Genomic DNA, 17,667 nt, shown 5'->3' with positions numbered 1-17,667 from the left:
CACATTTATCTTGTTCAAGGCTCAGGTTATGCGGTGGGCTTCAGCCCGGGCTCTTCCACCGGCACATGCATCCGGTCCCGATTGGCCAGGGTCGGGAACAGCTTGATCCACACCCCGGTCACTACCAGCGTACCAATCCCGCCCATGACGACGGCGGGCACGGTGCCGAACCAATGGGCGGTGATCCCTGATTCGAACTCACCCAATTGATTGGATGCACCGATAAACAGGCCGTTGACTGCGCTCACCCGGCCGCGCATCTCATCCGGCGTTTCCAACTGCACGAACGAAGCCCGGATCACCATGCTGATCATATCCGCCGCGCCCAGCACCACCAGCACCCCCAGGGAAAACCAGAACGAGGTCGACAGCCCGAACGCGATGGTTGCCACGCCGAACACCCCGACTGCGGTGAACATCACGCGGCCGACCTTGCGGTCCACCGAGAAACGCGCCAGCCACAACGACATCAACAGCGCCCCCACCGCCGGTGCCGAGCGCAACAGGCCCAGGCCCCAGGGGCCTGTCAGCAGGATGTCCTTGGCGAACACCGGCAACAACGCGGTGGCGCCGCCCAGCAGCACGGCAAACAGGTCCAGGGAAATGGCGCCGAGGATGTCCGGGCGGCTGCGGATAAAGCGAATCCCGGCCAGCAGCGAATCCAGGGTGGCCTTGCCTTTGTTCAGCGGCGTCTGGCGCGCAGGCAGGTTCAGGGTCAAGCCGCAGGCGATCAGGTACAGCACCACCGTCGGGCCGTACACCCAAACGCTGCCGAACGCATAGAGCAAACCACCGAGGGCCGGGGCGACGATCGTCGCCAATTGCTGGGCCGATTGCGACGAGGCCACGGCCCGGGGGAACAGCGCGCTGGGCACGATACTCGGCAGCAGCGCCTGGGTGGTGGGCATTTCGAATGAACGCGCGGCGCCCAGCAGGAAAGCGAGGATGAAGATCATCTCGCGGGTCACGTTGCCGGTCAGGCCGCCGATGGCCAGGGACAGGGCAATCAGCGCCTGTACGGTCTGGCAGATGGCGGCGACTTTGCGTCGCTCATAGCGATCGGCCACATGCCCGGTGTGCAGCATGAACAGCACGCGCGGCACGAACTCCACCAGGCCGACCAGCCCCAGGTCCAGCACATTGCCAGTCAGTTGGTAGAGGTTCCAGCCGATCGCCACGGTCAGCATCTGGAAGCCGCTGGCGGTAAAGATCCGCGCCAGCCAGAACGCGATGAAGGGGCGGTGGTGACGTAACAGCAACGCAGGTTCACTAGGCATTGGGAGTACAGGTCGAGACCGAAAGGAATGGCGAGATTAGCATTGTGTTGTAACAAATAGTTGCAATAACCCTGGTGAGGCAAGCTGTCACGCGGCAAAAGACCACACAACCGGGCAGCGCAAATGGGACTACTCTTTCAACGATGCTTGATCCAGATCAACACCCGCACCGGGATTGTTCTGGCGGCCGAAAGGCCAGATTCCCTACGTGACGGGTAAAAAAAGAAACGAATTGAAATTCGTCACACTCCATATCCGTGGGGGCAGTGGGTGCAGGCTCCGAGCCCGCAGCCGGTATTACCTGACAGAGGAAGACTTATGTTCGGTTTGGAGGCGCTAGATCTCGCCCGAATTCAATTTGCGTTCACCATCTCGTTTCACATCCTGTTCCCGGCGATCACCATCGGCCTGGCCAGTTACCTTGCGGTGCTGGAGGGTTTGTGGCTCAAGACCCGTAACGACACCTACCGCGACCTCTACCATTTCTGGTCGAAGATCTTTGCCGTCAACTTCGGCATGGGCGTGGTCTCCGGCCTGGTCATGGCGTATCAGTTCGGCACCAACTGGAGCCGCTTCTCCGACTTCGCCGGCGCCGTCACCGGGCCGCTGCTGACGTACGAAGTGCTCACCGCCTTCTTCCTCGAGGCGGGTTTCCTCGGCGTGATGCTGTTCGGCTGGAACAAGGTGGGGCGCAACCTGCACTTCTTCTCCACCGTGATGGTGGCTATCGGTACGCTGATCTCGACCTTCTGGATCCTCTCATCCAACAGCTGGATGCAGACGCCCCAAGGCTTTGAAATCGTTGATGGCCGCGTGATCCCCACCGATTGGTTCGCCGTGGTCTTCAACCCATCGTTCCCCTATCGCCTGGCGCACATGGCTACTGCGGCCTTCGTGGCCACGGCGTTCTTCGTCGGCTCGTCGGCGGCCTGGCACCTGCTGCGCGGCAAGGACAACCCGGCGATCCGCAAGATGCTCTCGATGGCGATGTGGATGGCCCTGATCGTTGCGCCTATCCAGGCGGTGATCGGCGACTTCCACGGCCTCAACACCTTGAAGCACCAGCCGGCAAAAATTGCCGCAATTGAAGGCCACTGGGAAAACATCGGCAATGAACCCACGCCGCTGATCCTGTTCGGCTGGCCGGACATGAAGGCCGAAAAAACCAAATACGCGGTGGAAATTCCCTACCTGGGCAGCCTGATCCTGACCCACTCGTTGGATAAGCAGGTGCCGGCACTCAAGGAATTCCCGCCTGAAGACCGTCCTAATTCGACCGTGGTGTTTTGGTCGTTCCGGGTCATGGTCGGCCTGGGTTTCCTGATGATCTTCACCGGCTTGTTCAGCTTGTGGCTGCGCCGGGGCGACAAGATGTATACGTCCAAGCCGTTCCTGTACCTGGCCTTGTGGATGGGCCCGTCCGGCCTGATCGCGATTCTCGCCGGCTGGTTCACCACCGAAATCGGTCGCCAACCGTGGGTGGTCTACGGGCTGATGCGCACGGCGGATGCGTCCTCCGGGCATAGCCTGGCGCAGATGACCATCACCCTGGTGCTGTTCGTGGTGGTGTACTTCGCGCTGTTCGGCGCGGGCCTGGGTTACATGATGCGTCTGGTGCGCAAAGGGCCTGTGATTCAAGAAGAAGTCACCGAGCCGACCCATGGTGGTCCTGGCCAGAAACGTACACCGGCCCGTCCGCTGTCCGCTGCCGATGATGGCACCGACAACGACCACGACGACATCCAGCACAAGGGGAATTGAGATGGGCATTGATCTGCCGCTGATCTGGGCTGTGATCATCATTTTCGGGATCATGATGTACGTGGTCATGGACGGTTTCGACCTGGGGATCGGCATCCTGTTTCCGTTCGTACCGGGCAAGACCGACCGCGACGTCATGATGAACACCGTGGCACCGGTATGGGATGGCAATGAAACCTGGCTGGTATTGGGCGGCGCGGGACTGTTTGGTGCGTTCCCGCTGGCCTATTCGGTGGTGTTGTCGGCGTTGTACCTGCCGCTGATCCTGATGCTGATCGGGCTGATCTTTCGTGGCGTGGCCTTTGAGTTCCGCTTCAAGGCCAAGGACCACAAGCGTCACCTGTGGGACAAGGCGTTTATCGGCGGTTCGCTGACGGCCACGTTCTTCCAGGGCGTGGCGCTGGGGGCGTTTATCGATGGGATTCCGGTGGTCAACCGCCAGTTCGCCGGAGGCTCGCTGGACTGGCTCACGCCGTTCACGATGTTCTGTGGCGTGGCATTGATCGTGGCGTATGCGCTGCTCGGCTGCACCTGGCTGATCATGAAGACCGAAGGCAAGTTGCAGGAACAGATGCACAACCTGGCGCGGCCGCTGGCCTTCGTGGTGCTGGCCGTGATCGGTATCGTCAGTATCTGGACACCGCTGACCCACCCGGAAATCGCCTCGCGCTGGTTCACCCTGCCGAACCTGTTCTGGTTCCTGCCGGTACCGGTGCTGGTACTGGTGACCATGTACGGGCTGATCCGCGCCGTAGCACGCAATGCGCACTACACGCCGTTCCTGCTGACGCTGGTATTGATTTTCCTGGGTTATAGCGGCCTGGGGATCAGCCTGTGGCCGAACATCATCCCACCGTCGGTATCGATCTGGGACGCCGCCGCACCGCCGCAAAGCCAGGGCTTCATGCTGGTAGGCACCCTGTTCATTATCCCGTTCATCCTGGGCTACACCTTCTGGAGCTACTACGTGTTCCGGGGCAAGGTCACCCACGAAGACGGTTATCACTAGGAGGGTCGCGACATGGCGGGCAAACCCTCGTTGCACGACATCGAACAGGCCGAGAAACAGCCGCTGTGGCGGCGCCTTGGGTGGTTGGCGATGATCTGGACCGGCAGTGTGCTGGCCCTGTTCATCGTCGCCAGCCTGATGCGCATGTTTATGAATGCAGCGGGCCTTACCACGCACTGACATCCCGATCCGGGCCGTGCGGCCCGGCTCTTTCGGCCCTGTTCTTCTATAGAAGGCAGGGCTTTTTTTATTTGCGCGCCTTGAGAATGACGAACTTGGGCGTGGCCGCCACCTGTTCGACGCCGCGGAACAGGCGCGCCAGCTTGCTGTGATAACCCAGGTGACGGTTACCCACGATATACAACGCGCCGCCCACCACCAGGGCTTCCCGCGCCTGCTGGAACATGCGCCAGGCGAGGAAATCGCCCACCACCTGCTGCTGGTGGAACGGCGGGTTGCACAGCACCACGTCCAACGACTGCGCTTGCTGGCCGGCCAGGCCGTCGTCGGCACGCACGATCACGTTGCGTTCACCCAGGGCGGCCTGCCAATTTTCGGTGGCGGACTGCACCGCCATGAACGACTCATCCACCAAGGTGTAGTGCGCGTCGGGGTTGTGCAGCGCGCTGGCAATCGCCAATACGCCGTTGCCGCAGCCCAGGTCCGCCACGCGGGCGCTGCCCAGGTTGTTCGGCAGGTGCGGCAGAAAAGCGCGCGTGCCGATGTCCAGACCTTCGCGGCAGAACACGTTGGCGTGGTTGAGCAGTTCGATGGCCGGCGTATCCAGCGTGTAGCGGGTAGGGTAGGGCGATACTGCCGCAGGGCGATCGGCAACCGTGGCGATCAGCAGCCGTGCCTTTTTGACCGCAAGCGTGGCGTGCATCGGCCCGATATAACGTTCCAACAACTCACCGGCGGCGCGTGGCAGGTGTTTGAGCATAGCCCCGGCGATCACTTCGGCGCCCGGCGCCAACTGCCCCTGCAGCCGAATCAACTGTTCTTCCAGCAGCGCCAGGGTTTTTGGCACACGCAGCAGCACCCGATCAAAAGGCCCGACTGGTACCTGGCTGGACGGCACGAACGCCACTGCATCAAACGCTTTGCCGTTGCGCACCAGGTTTTTCTCAAGGCCCTGGGCGGCGAGAAACGAGTCCCCGCTGGAGGTCACCTGCACCCGGCCTTCAAGGCTGGCCGCAAGCGCGCCGAAGCTGTCATTGAGCACCAGCACACGGGTCGCCGCGTTGGGTTGCTGGCTGGCGAGGTGGCTGAGCAGGTACTCATCGGCGGCATCGAAGGCTTGCAGCGGGTCATTGGATTGCTCGGGCTGACGAATCAAATCGAGTTGAGCGAAGGGGCTGTCAAGCAGGGGCATGGCGGGGGAGGCTCTGGGTAATCGACGGAACCGTCTGAGTGAACAGCGAAGCAACCTCTGAAAGGGCAGCATCAACACTCAGAATTGGCCGTAAATGTTACTTTTTTTTGACCGCGATGACATGCGGTGTTTCTGGTCAGGGCTAAAACAGTCCTGCTTTAGAGGCGCTGAGCACGGCCTGGATCTTATTGTGAACCCCTAACTTCTTGAAAGTGCTGCTGATATGAAAGCCCACCGTGCGCTCGGACAGGCAGAGAATCGCGGCGATCTCGGAAGCGGTCTTGCCCATGGCGGACCACTTGAGCACTTCCGTTTCGCGTGCGGTTAACTTGCTGGGCGCGTTGACATGGGTTTCGTCGGCGTATTTTTTTGCCACGACCGCATGCATTGCATGGCAGAGCCACAACACCCGCCCGGCTTTTTCGTAAAGCTCTTCAGGGCTGACCTCGTCTTTGCCACGCGCCAGGGTCAGCATGCTGAACACGCCCTGAAAGTCATGGACCGCTTGGGTCCAGCCTAAGTGAACGCCAAACGACTGAGCCAATTCCCACAACTGAGGCGCCTGACTGAAGGTCTTTTCGTTCCAGACAAGGGGCAGCACACTATTTTTACAATGGGATACAACGGGATCGATATCGAAGAAGTGCGCTTGTTGGTAAAGACTCCTCCATTCATTTGGATGATTACTAAGATGAATGGGCTCTGTTTGATTGCTTTGGGCCTGGGTACTCATCGTAAATGAGCAATATTCAAATCCCAGTTCGTAGGTGTGATTGACGACCATTTCAAACACGCTGGTGATTTCGCTCTCGCCTTCCAGCTTGGGCAGCCGTGTATTGCGCCATCTGACCATCGGTAACTCTCCACAGGTTTCCATGTGCCTTGGGTACGTCCAGATCCCAGTGCTGCTCGAAACCAAGTGTAGGAGAGGTCCCACAAATGAGCCTTAAAATATTTTTATTTGTTGGCTTGTTTTAGGCCTTCAACGCTGAACACGGAGTCAGCTTTTGTAGGCTTCAGTGGGGGAGGGCTTGTTTTTTCAAGAGCTTGTAAATGCTATCAAAATGGCATCTCTTGCAGGCTCGGCTTCAACTTTTGGTGTACTGCAAGTGCGTTAATAGCAAAATGTTTAGTTCGTTGTAGGGCGCTGCAGATCTGCCACTTTTTCATAATGCTGAAACAGCGTCGCCGTTGGGATGGCGGTAATGCCAGTACAAATCAACGGTGTTTGCGCGGCCTGCTTTGAGGGACACTAAGGCCCTGTGCAAAACGGAGCCTCCCATGACGGCCAGTGCTGAGAAATTTACCCGCCAGACCTTGCTCGACGTGCAATCGCTGACCCCCAGCCTCTTCACCCTGCGTACCACGCGCGACGCCGGTTTTCGGTTTGCCGCCGGCCAGTTCGTGCGCCTGGGCGTCACCAAGGCGGATGGCAGTACCGTATGGCGCGCTTACTCCATCGTGTCTTCGCCGTTTGACGAACACCTCGATTTTTTTTCCATTGTCGTTCCGGGGGGCGAGTTCACCAGTGAGTTAAGCCGCCTTAAGGTGGGCGATACCTTGCTGGTGGAGCGCCAGGCCACCGGCTTCCTGACCTTGAACCGCTTTGTAGACGGGCGTGATCTGTGGCTGTTAGGCACCGGTACCGGTGTGGCGCCGTTCCTGTCGATCCTGCAGGATTTCGAGGTATGGGAGAAATTCGAGCGTATCGTCCTGGTGTACAGCGCTCGGGAGGCCAAGGAGCTGGCGTACCAATCGCTGATCACTGAACTGGGCGCGCGTGACTACCTGGCCGACTATGCCCACAAGCTCATCTACATCCCTATCGTCACCCGTGAACGGCATCCGGGCGCGTTGAATGGGCGCATCACCACGTTGATCGAGAACGGCGAACTGGAGCGCGCGGCCGGCGTCGCGCTGACCCCGGAACACTCCCGCGTGCTGATTTGCGGCAACCCGCAGATGGTCGATGACACTCGCCAGTTGCTCAAGCAGCGCGACATGCAACTGAGTCTGAGCCGACGCCCGGGCCAGGTGGCGGTGGAAAACTACTGGTAAAAAAAAGGCGCCTCACGAGGCGCCTTTTACGTTGAACCGCAGCTCAGAGCGGTTTGTCATGCTGTGCCTTGAGCAGATCGCGGATCTCGCCCAGCAGCACTTCTTCCTTGGTCGGCGTCGGCGGCAAGCTCGGGGCTACGGCCTCTTCGCGCTTGAGGCGGTTGATGGCCTTTACACCCATGAAGATGGCGAAGGCGACGATCAAAAAGTCGACCACGCTCTGGATGAATTTGCCGTACGCCAGCACCACGGCGGGTACATCGCCTTGCGCGGCTTTAAGCGTGATTGCCAGGTCGCCGAAGTCCACGCCACCGATCAACAGGCCGAGCGGCGGCATCACCACGTCCCCTACAAATGAGGAAACAATTTTGCCGAACGCGGCGCCGATGATGATACCGACGGCCATGTCGACCACATTACCTTTGACCGCAAAGGCCTTGAACTCACTGATCACGCCCATAAGTTATTCCTTGTTACAGATGAGAAGGGTGGAGGTCAGTGTAAGTCAGTCGTAGCGGGCTCGCGCGACACAACCGTTAACACTGTTGGTTTTTATCGACACATTAAATCGCAATTAGTTTGCAAAGTGCCACTAATCGCGCGCGAAATACGCCGTATTTCAGCGGGTTACCATATTTTTTTCTCAATCGGCCCTGTGGTGTTTTTCTATTTATCTTCTGACCCGCAGGTCACTAGCCTCTGGCAAGCACAACTGAATGTGCACTAAAAAAACCAGAGGAAACCTTGATGAACATTTCAATCAACCGCAGGCCCGTATCCGCGCGCCATGCGCTGGCGTTGGTGACCGCCAGCCTGCTGACCCTCTCCGTACAAGCCGCCAACCTGACCCGCGATAACGGCGCCAACGTTGGGGATAACCAGAATTCGCAGACCGCCGGCGCCAATGGCCCTGTGCTGCTGCAGGATGTCCAACTGATTCAGAAGCTGCAGCGCTTCGACCGCGAACGCATCCCCGAGCGCGTGGTTCACGCTCGTGGTACGGGCGCCCATGGCACGTTCACCGTCACCGACAACCTCAGCGACCTGACCAAGGCCAAGGTGTTCGCCGCCGGTGAAGCCACGCCGGTATTCGTGCGCTTCTCGGCCGTGGTCCACGGTAACCATTCCCCCGAAACCCTGCGCGACCCACGGGGCTTCGCGACCAAGTTCTACACGGCAGAAGGCAACTGGGACCTGGTCGGCAATAACTTCCCGACCTTCTTCATTCGCGATGCCATCAAGTTCCCGGACATGGTCCACGCATTCAAACCGGACCCGCGCACTAACCTGGACGACGACTCGCGTCGTTTCGACTTCTTCTCCCATGTTCCAGAATCCACTCGTACACTGACCGAGCTGTACTCGGACTCCGGCACACCGGCCAGTTATCGGGAAATGGACGGCAATGGCGTACATGCCTACAAGTTGATCAACGCCAAGGGCGAAGTGCACTACGTCAAGTTCCACTGGAAGAGCCTGCAAGGCATCAAGAATCTTGATCCCAAGCAAGTCACCGAAGTGCAAGGGCGTGACTACAGCCACATGACCAATGACCTGGTCACCCACATCAACAAGGGCGACTTCCCCAAGTGGGACTTGTATGTGCAGGTGTTGAAACCTGAAGACTTGGCCAAGTTCGATTTCGACCCGCTGGACGCCACCAAGATCTGGCCGAATGTGCCGGAGCGCAAAGTCGGGCAAATGGTGCTCAACCGCAACCCGGCCAATGTGTTCCAGGAGACCGAACAAGTGGCGATGGCCCCGGCCAACCTGGTGCCGGGTATCGAACCGTCGGAAGACCGCCTGTTGCAAGGGCGGGTGTTCTCCTACGCCGACACGCAAATGTACCGCCTGGGCGCCAACGCCCTGCAACTGCCGATCAACGCGCCACGAGTGACCGTCAACAACGGTAACCAGGACGGCGCGCTGAATTTCGGCAAGACCACCACCGGCGTGAACTACCAGCCAAGCCGCCTGCTGCCACGGGAAGAGCCGCAGACTGCGCGCTACAGCCAGTCGCCGCTGTCGGGCAGCACCCAGCAGGCGAAGATCCAGCGTGAGCAGAACTTCAAACAGGCCGGTGACTTGTATCGCTCCTACAGCAAGAAAGAGCGTCAGGACCTGATCGACAACTTCGGCGGCTCGCTGGCGACCACGGACGATGAGAGCAAGCACATCATTCTCTCGTTCCTCTACAAGGCCGATCCGGAATACGGCACCGGCGTGGCCAAGGTGGCCAAGGGCGACCTGGCTCGTGTGAAAGCACTGGCTGAAAAACTGAGCGACTAACCGCGCCCTCCTGTAGGAGCGAGCTTGCTCGCGAAGAACTCAAAGGCAACGCATTTATCCAAGATGCACGCGTTATCGTTGACGTTTTTCGCGAGCAAGCTCGCTCCTACAAGGGGATATTTCTCAAGGATCTTGATCATGCGTACGTTCATATGGGCACTGCTGGCCTGCTGTTCGTTCAGTGTGCTGGCCGAACAACCCCCATCCAATGACCCTGGTGCGCTCAAGGCGCAGCTTCAGGACTACTATTTCGACGCCGCCCGTCGTGGCGATCTCGACATGCTCAACACTTTCATTGAATCGGGCTACGCCCTGAATACTCAGGACGACAGGGGCTACACTGCCCTGATCCTGGCCGCCTATCACGGCGAAGGTGCCTACGTGGAGCGTTTGCTCGCCGCCGGCGCCGACGCGTGCGTGCAGGACAAACGCGGCAACACTGCGCTCATGGGAGCCATCTTCAAAGGCGAGCTGAGCATCGCCCAGCGCTTGCTGGCAACCGACTGTAACCCTGACCAACGCAATGGCGCGGGGCAGACCGCCGCCATGTACGCCGGGCTGTTCAAGCGGGTCGAATTGCTGGGCGAATTGAAGGCCAAAGGCGCCGATCTCAACGCCGAAGACCCCATCGGTAACACGGCTTCACGCTTGGCCAACGGCGAAATCCGGACCCCGGCGCCGCGCTGAGCTATCATCGCGGTTTTTCGGTTGGAGGTTCTCGAATGGCCAAGGCCAAGCGCATGTACGGCTGCACGGAGTGCGGCGCGACCTTTCCCAAATGGGCGGGCCAGTGCGGCGAGTGCGGTGCGTGGAACACCCTGACTGAAACCATGATTGAAAGCGGCGGCGCTGCGGCCCCTGCCGGGCGCACCGGCTGGACCGGGCAACAAGCGCAGATCAAGACCTTGGCCGAAGTCAGCGTCGAAGAGGTGCCGCGCTTCTCCACGGCCTCCGGTGAGCTGGACCGGGTATTGGGCGGTGGCCTGGTGGACGGCTCCGTCGTGTTGATCGGCGGCGACCCGGGCATCGGTAAATCCACAATCCTGCTGCAAACGCTGTGCAGCATCGCCAGCCGCATGCCGGCGCTGTACGTCACCGGCGAGGAATCCCAGCAACAAGTGGCGATGCGCGCCCGTCGCCTGGGCTTGCCCCAGGACCAACTGCGGGTCATGACCGAAACCTGCATCGAAACCATCATCGCCACGGCGCGGATCGAGAAGCCAAAGGTCATGGTGATCGACTCGATCCAGACGATTTTCACCGAGCAACTGCAATCTGCCCCTGGCGGCGTCTCCCAGGTGCGTGAAAGTGCGGCGCTGTTGGTGCGCTACGCCAAGCAGAGCGGTACGGCGATCTTCCTGGTTGGCCACGTGACCAAGGAAGGCGCGCTGGCCGGGCCGCGCGTGCTGGAACACATGGTGGATACCGTGCTGTATTTCGAAGGTGAATCCGATGGCCGCCTACGGTTGCTGCGGGCGGTGAAAAACCGCTTTGGCGCGGTGAACGAGTTGGGTGTGTTCGCCATGACTGACCGGGGGCTGAAAGAAGTCTCCAATCCGTCGGCGATTTTTCTTACCCGCGCCCAGGAAGAAGTCCCCGGCAGCGTGGTGATGGCGACGTGGGAAGGCACCCGGCCGATGCTGGTGGAGGTCCAGGCGCTGGTGGATGACAGCCATCTGGCCAACCCGCGCCGGGTCACCCTTGGGCTGGATCAAAACCGCCTGGCGATGCTGCTGGCAGTGTTGCACCGCCATGGGGGTATTCCGACCCACGACCAGGACGTGTTCCTTAACGTGGTCGGCGGGGTCAAGGTGTTGGAGACCGCGTCTGATCTGGCGTTGATGGCGGCAGTGATGTCCAGCCTGCGTAACCGGCCCTTGCCCCATGATTTGCTGGTGTTTGGTGAAGTGGGCCTGTCGGGCGAAGTGCGCCCGGTGCCCAGCGGCCAGGAGCGCTTGAAGGAAGCGGCCAAGCACGGCTTCAAACGCGCGATCGTGCCCAAGGGCAATGCACCAAAGGAGATGCCGCCGGGGTTGCAGGTGATTGGGGTCACGCGCCTGGAGCAAGCCTTGGATGCCTTGTTCGAATAACTCAGCAACACTGCAAAACCAATGTGGGAGGGGTTGGCTTCTAGCTTTCCAGCAATGCCGAATAGGCAAATTGTAGCCCTACGCCATCATTCGGCGTTTATTTCTGCTTTTTTTGCGCCGGCAAGGCTCTAGACCAACGTAGGGGGGTGGCCTTTAAGGCCAACAGCGCTAAACTCGGGCTGGCTGTCCTTTCTGTCCACCCTGGCTGGAATATAAAAATGAAAAATAATAATAGCCTGCTACGCCATCTACCCTGGCTGGTGCTGGCAATCGTAGGAGCGTGCGCCCTTGGCGTAGTGGCCTTGCGCCGCGGCGAGGCGATCAACGCCTTGTGGATTGTGGTCGCTGCAGTGGCCATCTACCTGGTTGCGTACCGTTACTACAGTCTGTTCATCGCCAATAACGTGATGCAACTGGACCCACGGCGGGCCACCCCCGCAGTGATCAACAACGATGGTCTGGACTATGTGCCGACCAACAAACACATCCTTTTCGGTCACCACTTTGCGGCGATTGCCGGCGCAGGCCCTCTGGTCGGCCCGGTATTGGCAGCGCAAATGGGTTACCTGCCCGGCACCCTGTGGCTGATCGCCGGCGTGGTGCTGGCCGGTGCGGTGCAGGATTTCATGATCCTGTTCCTGTCCACCCGGCGTAACGGCCGTTCCCTGGGCGACATGGTCCGCGAAGAAATGGGCCGCGTGCCGGGGACCATTGCGCTGTTTGGCTGCTTCCTGATCATGATCATCATCCTCGCGGTGCTGGCGCTGATCGTGGTCAAGGCCCTGGCCGAGAGCCCGTGGGGCATCTTCACGGTGATGGCGACCATCCCGATCGCGATGTTCATGGGCATCTACATGCGCTACATCCGCCCTGGTCGCATCGGTGAAATCTCGATCATCGGCGTGCTGTTGCTGCTCGGTTCGATCTGGCTGGGCGGGCAGATTGCCGCTGACCCGGTCTGGGCCAAGGCCTTCACCTTCACCGGGATCCAGATCACCTGGATGCTGATCGGCTATGGTTTCGTCGCGGCAGTGTTGCCGGTGTGGCTGATCCTGGCACCGCGTGACTACCTGTCGACCTTCCTGAAGATCGGCACCATCATCGCCCTGGCGATTGGCATCCTGGTCACCATGCCCGACCTGAAAATGCCGGCGCTCACTCAGTTCATCGACGGCACGGGACCGGTGTGGAAGGGCGGCCTGTTCCCGTTCCTGTTTATCACCATCGCCTGTGGCGCGGTCTCCGGCTTCCATGCGCTGATCTCCTCGGGCACCACGCCCAAGCTGCTGGCCAATGAAGGCCACGCCCGTTACATCGGTTACGGCGGCATGCTGATGGAGTCATTCGTGGCCATCATGGCGATGGTTGCCGCGTCGGTGATCGAGCCTGGCGTGTACTTCGCCATGAACAGCCCGGCGGCAATCGTCGGCAGCGACGTCGTTACCGTGGCACAGACCGTCAGCAGCTGGGGCTTTGCAATTACCCCCGAGGCGCTGTCGGCCGTTGCCCACGACATCGGTGAAACCACCATCCTGGCGCGTGCCGGCGGTGCGCCGACGCTGGCGGTCGGTATCGCGCAGATCCTGCACAGTGTGCTGCCGGGTGAAAACACCATGGCGTTCTGGTACCACTTTGCGATCCTGTTCGAAGCGCTGTTCATCCTGACGGCGGTCGATGCCGGTACCCGTGCCGGTCGCTTCATGCTGCAGGACCTGCTCGGCTCCTTTGTGCCGTCGCTCAAACGCACCGAATCCTGGACCGCCAACCTGATCGCCACCGCCGGTTGTGTGGCGATGTGGGGTTACCTGCTGTATCAGGGCGTGATCGACCCACTGGGTGGCATCAACACCTTGTGGCCGCTGTTCGGTATCTCCAACCAGATGCTGGCGGGTATCGCGTTGATGCTGGCCACGGTTGTGCTGATCAAAATGAAGCGCCAGCGCTACATTTGGGTGACCTTGCTGCCGGCGGTCTGGCTGCTGATCTGCACCACCACCGCAGGCTTCATCAAGCTGTTCGACGCCAACCCGGCGATCGGCTTCCTGTCGCTGGCGAAGAAATACAGCGATGCCCTGGCCAACGGCCAGATCCTGGCCCCGGCCAAGAGCATCGATCAGATGCAGCATGTGATCTATAACGCCTATACCAACGCAACGCTGACGGCGCTGTTCCTGTTCGTGGTGTTCAGCATCCTGTTCTATGCGCTCAAGGTCGGCATTGCCGCCTGGGGTAACAAAGAGCGTACGGATAAAGAAGCCCCGTTCCAGGCTGTACCGGACGCATAATCGAGGATTGCACCCATGTTCAATGACATCAGTCGCCTCGGTAAATACCTCGGTCAGGCTGCGCGCCTGATGGTCGGCATGCCCGACTACGACACTTACGTCGAGCATATGCAAACCAAACACCCGGACAAGCCGATGATGGACTACAAGGCGTTCTTCCGGGAACGCCAGGAAGCCCGTTACGGCGGCAAGGGTGGGCCCAAGTGCTGCTGAATTAAAGTAGCACCCCTTGTGGGAGGGGGCTTGCTCCCGATAGCGGTGTATCAGTGCCACATAAGTGCCTGACACACTGCTATCGGGAGCAAGCCCCCTCCCACATTTGTTTCTGTGTTTCTTCAAGGAGAATTTCTTTTGTCCTCTCCCATTCCCGTCACCGTTCTCAGTGGCTTCCTCGGCGCCGGCAAGACTACCTTGCTGCGCCACCTGCTCAAGGCCGAACACGGCTTGAAGATCGCCGTGATCGAAAACGAATTCAGTGACGCCGGCATCGATACCCAACTGCTGGGCGCCGAGCCGGTGCAAGTCATGACCCTGTCCAACGGCTGCGTGTGCTGCACCATCCACACCGACCTGACCAAAGCCCTCTACCTGCTGCTTGAGCGCCTGGACAGCGGCGAGATCGCCTTCGACCGCCTGGTGATCGAATGCACCGGCCTGGCGGACCCCGCGCCTGTGGCGCAGACGTTCTTCATCGACGAGGAACTGCGCGACCGCTACATCCTCGACGGCATCATTACGCTGGTGGACGCCGCCCACGCCGAGCAACACCTGGCCCAGACCATCGCCCAGGCACAGATCGGCTTTGCCGACCGCCTGCTGGTGAGCAAGCGCGACCTGGTAGACGATGCCACCTTCGACGCCCTCAGCGAACGCCTGACCCGCATCAACCGCCGCGCACCGATCCGGGTGGTGGACCATGGCGCCATCGACCTGGCCGAACTGCTCGACGTGCGAGGCTTCAACCTCAACGCCGGCATGAGCCTGCGCCCCGTCAGCGCAGCGCTGTCCATCGACCGCATCTCCAGCCTGGTGCTGCGCACCGACCAGCCGCTGGATATCGACCGCCTCAGTGAGTTCATGAACGAATTGCTGGAAGACCACGGCAAGCAATTGCTGCGTTACAAGGGCGTGCTGAACATTGCCGGGGAAGAGCGGCGCATGGTGTTTCAGGGCGTGCTGAAGCTCTATGGCTTCGACTGGGACACCGAATGGGCCGAAGGCGAGGCACGGGAGAGCGTGATTGTGTTTATTGCCGATGAATTGCCGGAGGACAAAATTCGCGAAGGCTTCGAGCGCGTCTACCAATCCTGACTTGACCTGAAATACAGTCAAAATGTGGGAGGGGGCTCGCCCCGGTGCAGGGTGTCAGGCGCTTATATGCCTCTGATACGCTGCTGTTGGGGCAAGCCGACTCCATAAGTATGGCGTTTGGCGATTACGGGACAGGCCTGAACGCTTCCAATAAAAGGTGGAAAGCACTTCGAAGGGCGTGACGGCGCCCCACTTGCTCAACAGCCATTAGGGTTGATCGCACGCAGACATTTTTAAAACCAAGTGTGCAAAGACGGGCTCGATATAACCAAATGCGAATGGTTTATTCTTTCATTTGTAACAAATCATGCATTTATGCATAGATTCCATTGACTTAGAGTGCTGTGCGTTTATACAGTTGTTGCGCGTAGGGCTTACGGCATTCGCCCTATGAGCAACGGGAATTGATCCGAAAAAACCAAGATACTCTAAGGAATGGAGAACATTTTATGCCAAAAATTGGAGATACAATCTATCTTCCCCCTATCGAAATTAATGCGGTCAATGATTTCAAACCCCCGGAATTTGGCGGTGATGGAAGTATTGGTAACAGTCGCCTAGGGGCTTTAATTAGCGCGGCAACTCGTACGCATATCCTCAACACTTTTCCGGCCAGAATTCAACAGGATGTTAAGAGTCAAGAGAACATGTTACTGGCTAAGATTAAAGCAATGCCGGAAACTCTCGATGCAAGCGTTTCATCTATGTTGACGCAGAACCCTGGTGGCCCAGATGCAGATGATGCCGCTCAGATCGAAAGCTATATTGCCATGAGCAATATTCTTGTTGCACAGAAAGCGCAAGCTTACAATCAGCAAAAAACTATCGCCGACAAATATTATTATGGGCGAGACTTTTTCAGCTATCACCCCAATCAGCTCATTACAAATGCTATCAGCAATGGCATGGTTAATATGAGCCCTGATGTGCATTATAAAAAATGGTTTGACTCTCTTGAGGGGGCTTATTCGGCAAAATACATCAATAGTGAAATAGACTATTTAAACAAGCAAAACGTTTGGCTAAAAAGTGAAGTCGATGCCTACAAAGATGCGACTGCTTTCCTATCCTCTGTCAACGCAGATGTTCTTAAAAAGTATGGAGCGCACGTGGACCAAGTTTCTCGAGATATCCAATCAGGTATCTCTGGGAAAAGGGTTCGTAGCTATGCGCAGGCATTGGCGACTTTCGAGAAGGTAAATGCTAGTCCTGGGTTGAAACTGAATACCCAAGACAGGCAAGCAGTGGTCAATGCTCTGAATGCGTTGGACAAGGCGACTCTTGCCGATAATATTAAGCGCTTGGGGAGGGCGTTTGGTGTCACTGGTACGATTGTACAAGTCGATACTGTTCGAGAGAAAGCGATTTCAGGCTATCAAACGGGGGACTGGAAACCACTTATGCTGGAGCTTGAAGCAATGGCTGTTGGCAAGCTAGCAGCAGTAGCGGCCGGTGCGGTACTCGCTTCAATTTTAGCGCTGGTGAGTGCGCCCGCGACGTTCGCAGTACCGGCGGTGGCTGTGCTGATAGCCATTGTCTCAGCTCTTGTTGACGCAGATGCCGCAGATAAGTTAAATAATTTGTTTGCTAGTTGATATTTATAGCTTTTGATTTAAGGGTGTGTATGACGCCCTTAAATTGACTGGAGAATCAAATGAGTCGACAAGGCTTAAAATTTAGAAAAATGGTAGTGCCGTATTTTTTTATGATTGCTACTTGGATTCCGCTATTTTTAATTGCTTTCGCGGTGCCCGACCACGTAGATAAATTTTTATTGTCGGAGGTTGAGGGATTTATAGATGCTTATCTTTTTTCTGATGTGGGATCATGGTCTCCTCATTTTCCTGTTGTTTCAAAGTTAACTATTAATTACATATGTCTATTCTCTCCGTTTTTTTCAATTATTTTTTGTTATTTGACTTTAAGAAAATCGGTTATGGAAAAGAGATCGTTTGACGATTTATCCCAGTTGAAAGCTTTTTTTTATTTTCTTGGGACCACCCTTGTGGTCGCTATCTTTCTATACGTTACCTACTTCGATTCTACCAATCTCGCAAATGCTCGAAAGCTCGCAATTTTAGCGCAATACAAAATACTGTATGCGTTCTACGCGGTCGCACAGATGTTCCTGTACTACGTTATTGTTCTGGTAGGTTACTTGATTTACCGGTATGTACCCCGCGCTCTAATAAAGAGTGAATGACGCAGCCGTAAA

The 17,667-nt window shown here is 58.1% G+C and carries 15 protein-coding genes; 11 read left to right on the top strand and 4 right to left on the bottom strand.

Annotated features, from left to right (window positions below):
• Positions 1-26: 26 nt before the first annotated feature.
• Positions 27-1,277 (bottom strand): MFS transporter, encoded by a 1,251-nt coding sequence (locus C4J86_RS22805; protein WP_124364497.1) that lies wholly within the window; start codon positions 1,275-1,277, stop codon positions 27-29.
• Between the two features lie 318 nt (positions 1,278-1,595).
• Between C4J86_RS22805 and C4J86_RS22800 the strand changes: the two genes are divergently transcribed.
• The 3 genes from C4J86_RS22800 to C4J86_RS22790 are packed head-to-tail and all read left to right on the top strand — an operon-like array spanning position 1,596 to position 4,227.
• Positions 1,596-3,038 (top strand): cytochrome ubiquinol oxidase subunit I, encoded by a 1,443-nt coding sequence (locus C4J86_RS22800; protein WP_124368431.1) that lies wholly within the window; start codon positions 1,596-1,598, stop codon positions 3,036-3,038.
• A gap of 1 nt (position 3,039) precedes the next feature.
• Complete coding sequence (cydB, locus tag C4J86_RS22795; RefSeq protein WP_124364495.1) at positions 3,040-4,047, top strand: cytochrome d ubiquinol oxidase subunit II; 1,008 nt, start codon at positions 3,040-3,042, stop codon at positions 4,045-4,047.
• A 12-nt stretch (positions 4,048-4,059) separates the two neighbouring features.
• Positions 4,060-4,227 carry a DUF2474 domain-containing protein gene (locus C4J86_RS22790; protein ID WP_065886906.1) on the top strand — a complete coding sequence of 56 codons (168 nt, stop codon included), beginning with the start codon at positions 4,060-4,062 and terminating at the stop codon, positions 4,225-4,227.
• 67 nt (positions 4,228-4,294) lie between these two features.
• Here C4J86_RS22790 and C4J86_RS22785 read toward each other — a convergent pair whose 3' ends face one another.
• On the bottom strand, positions 4,295-5,419 hold the full coding sequence (locus tag C4J86_RS22785; protein ID WP_124371931.1) for a class I SAM-dependent methyltransferase: 1,125 nt from the start codon (positions 5,417-5,419) through the stop codon (positions 4,295-4,297).
• 142 nt (positions 5,420-5,561) lie between these two features.
• Positions 5,562-6,272: a LuxR family transcriptional regulator gene (locus C4J86_RS22780; protein ID WP_124371930.1), complete on the bottom strand. Its 711-nt coding sequence runs from the start codon at positions 6,270-6,272 to the stop codon at positions 5,562-5,564.
• Positions 6,273-6,700: 428 nt separating this feature from the next.
• On the opposite strand from C4J86_RS22780, the gene C4J86_RS22775 reads away from it, so the two are divergent.
• Positions 6,701-7,477, top strand: coding sequence for a ferredoxin--NADP reductase (locus C4J86_RS22775; protein WP_124371929.1), 777 nt, complete (start codon positions 6,701-6,703; stop codon positions 7,475-7,477).
• Positions 7,478-7,520: 43 nt separating this feature from the next.
• Here C4J86_RS22775 and mscL read toward each other — a convergent pair whose 3' ends face one another.
• The gene (mscL, locus tag C4J86_RS22770; protein WP_124368428.1) at positions 7,521-7,937 is read right to left on the bottom strand and encodes a large-conductance mechanosensitive channel protein MscL; all 417 of its coding nucleotides are present in this window, start codon (positions 7,935-7,937) and stop codon (positions 7,521-7,523) included.
• A gap of 287 nt (positions 7,938-8,224) precedes the next feature.
• On the opposite strand from mscL, the gene katB reads away from it, so the two are divergent.
• The 7 genes from katB to C4J86_RS22735 all read left to right on the top strand — a co-directional run bounded on the left by katB (position 8,225) and on the right by C4J86_RS22735 (position 17,047).
• On the top strand, positions 8,225-9,766 hold the full coding sequence (gene katB / locus C4J86_RS22765; protein ID WP_124371928.1) for a catalase KatB: 1,542 nt from the start codon (positions 8,225-8,227) through the stop codon (positions 9,764-9,766).
• Between the two features lie 138 nt (positions 9,767-9,904).
• Positions 9,905-10,453 carry an ankyrin repeat domain-containing protein gene (locus tag C4J86_RS22760; protein ID WP_124371927.1) on the top strand — a complete coding sequence of 183 codons (549 nt, stop codon included), beginning with the start codon at positions 9,905-9,907 and terminating at the stop codon, positions 10,451-10,453.
• A 35-nt stretch (positions 10,454-10,488) separates the two neighbouring features.
• Positions 10,489-11,856, top strand: coding sequence for a DNA repair protein RadA (gene radA, locus C4J86_RS22755; protein WP_124368425.1), 1,368 nt, complete (start codon positions 10,489-10,491; stop codon positions 11,854-11,856).
• 218 nt (positions 11,857-12,074) lie between these two features.
• The gene (locus C4J86_RS22750) at positions 12,075-14,141 is read left to right on the top strand and encodes a carbon starvation CstA family protein (protein ID WP_124364489.1); all 2,067 of its coding nucleotides are present in this window, start codon (positions 12,075-12,077) and stop codon (positions 14,139-14,141) included.
• 15 nt (positions 14,142-14,156) lie between these two features.
• Positions 14,157-14,354, top strand: a complete 198-nt coding sequence (locus tag C4J86_RS22745) for a YbdD/YjiX family protein (RefSeq protein WP_003176208.1) — start codon at positions 14,157-14,159, stop codon at positions 14,352-14,354.
• Positions 14,355-14,492: 138 nt separating this feature from the next.
• Complete coding sequence (yjiA, locus tag C4J86_RS22740) at positions 14,493-15,452, top strand: GTPase (RefSeq protein ID WP_124371926.1); 960 nt, start codon at positions 14,493-14,495, stop codon at positions 15,450-15,452.
• 449 nt (positions 15,453-15,901) lie between these two features.
• On the top strand, positions 15,902-17,047 hold the full coding sequence (locus tag C4J86_RS22735) for a colicin-like pore-forming protein (RefSeq protein WP_124371925.1): 1,146 nt from the start codon (positions 15,902-15,904) through the stop codon (positions 17,045-17,047).
• Positions 17,048-17,667 lie beyond the last annotated feature (620 nt).

It is taken from the genome of Pseudomonas sp. R2-7-07 (assembly GCF_003852355.1).
Taxonomy (GTDB): domain Bacteria; phylum Pseudomonadota; class Gammaproteobacteria; order Pseudomonadales; family Pseudomonadaceae; genus Aquipseudomonas.
The sequence above is the reverse complement of the archived record's forward strand: the minus strand, read 5'-3'. Positions and strand labels throughout refer to the sequence as shown.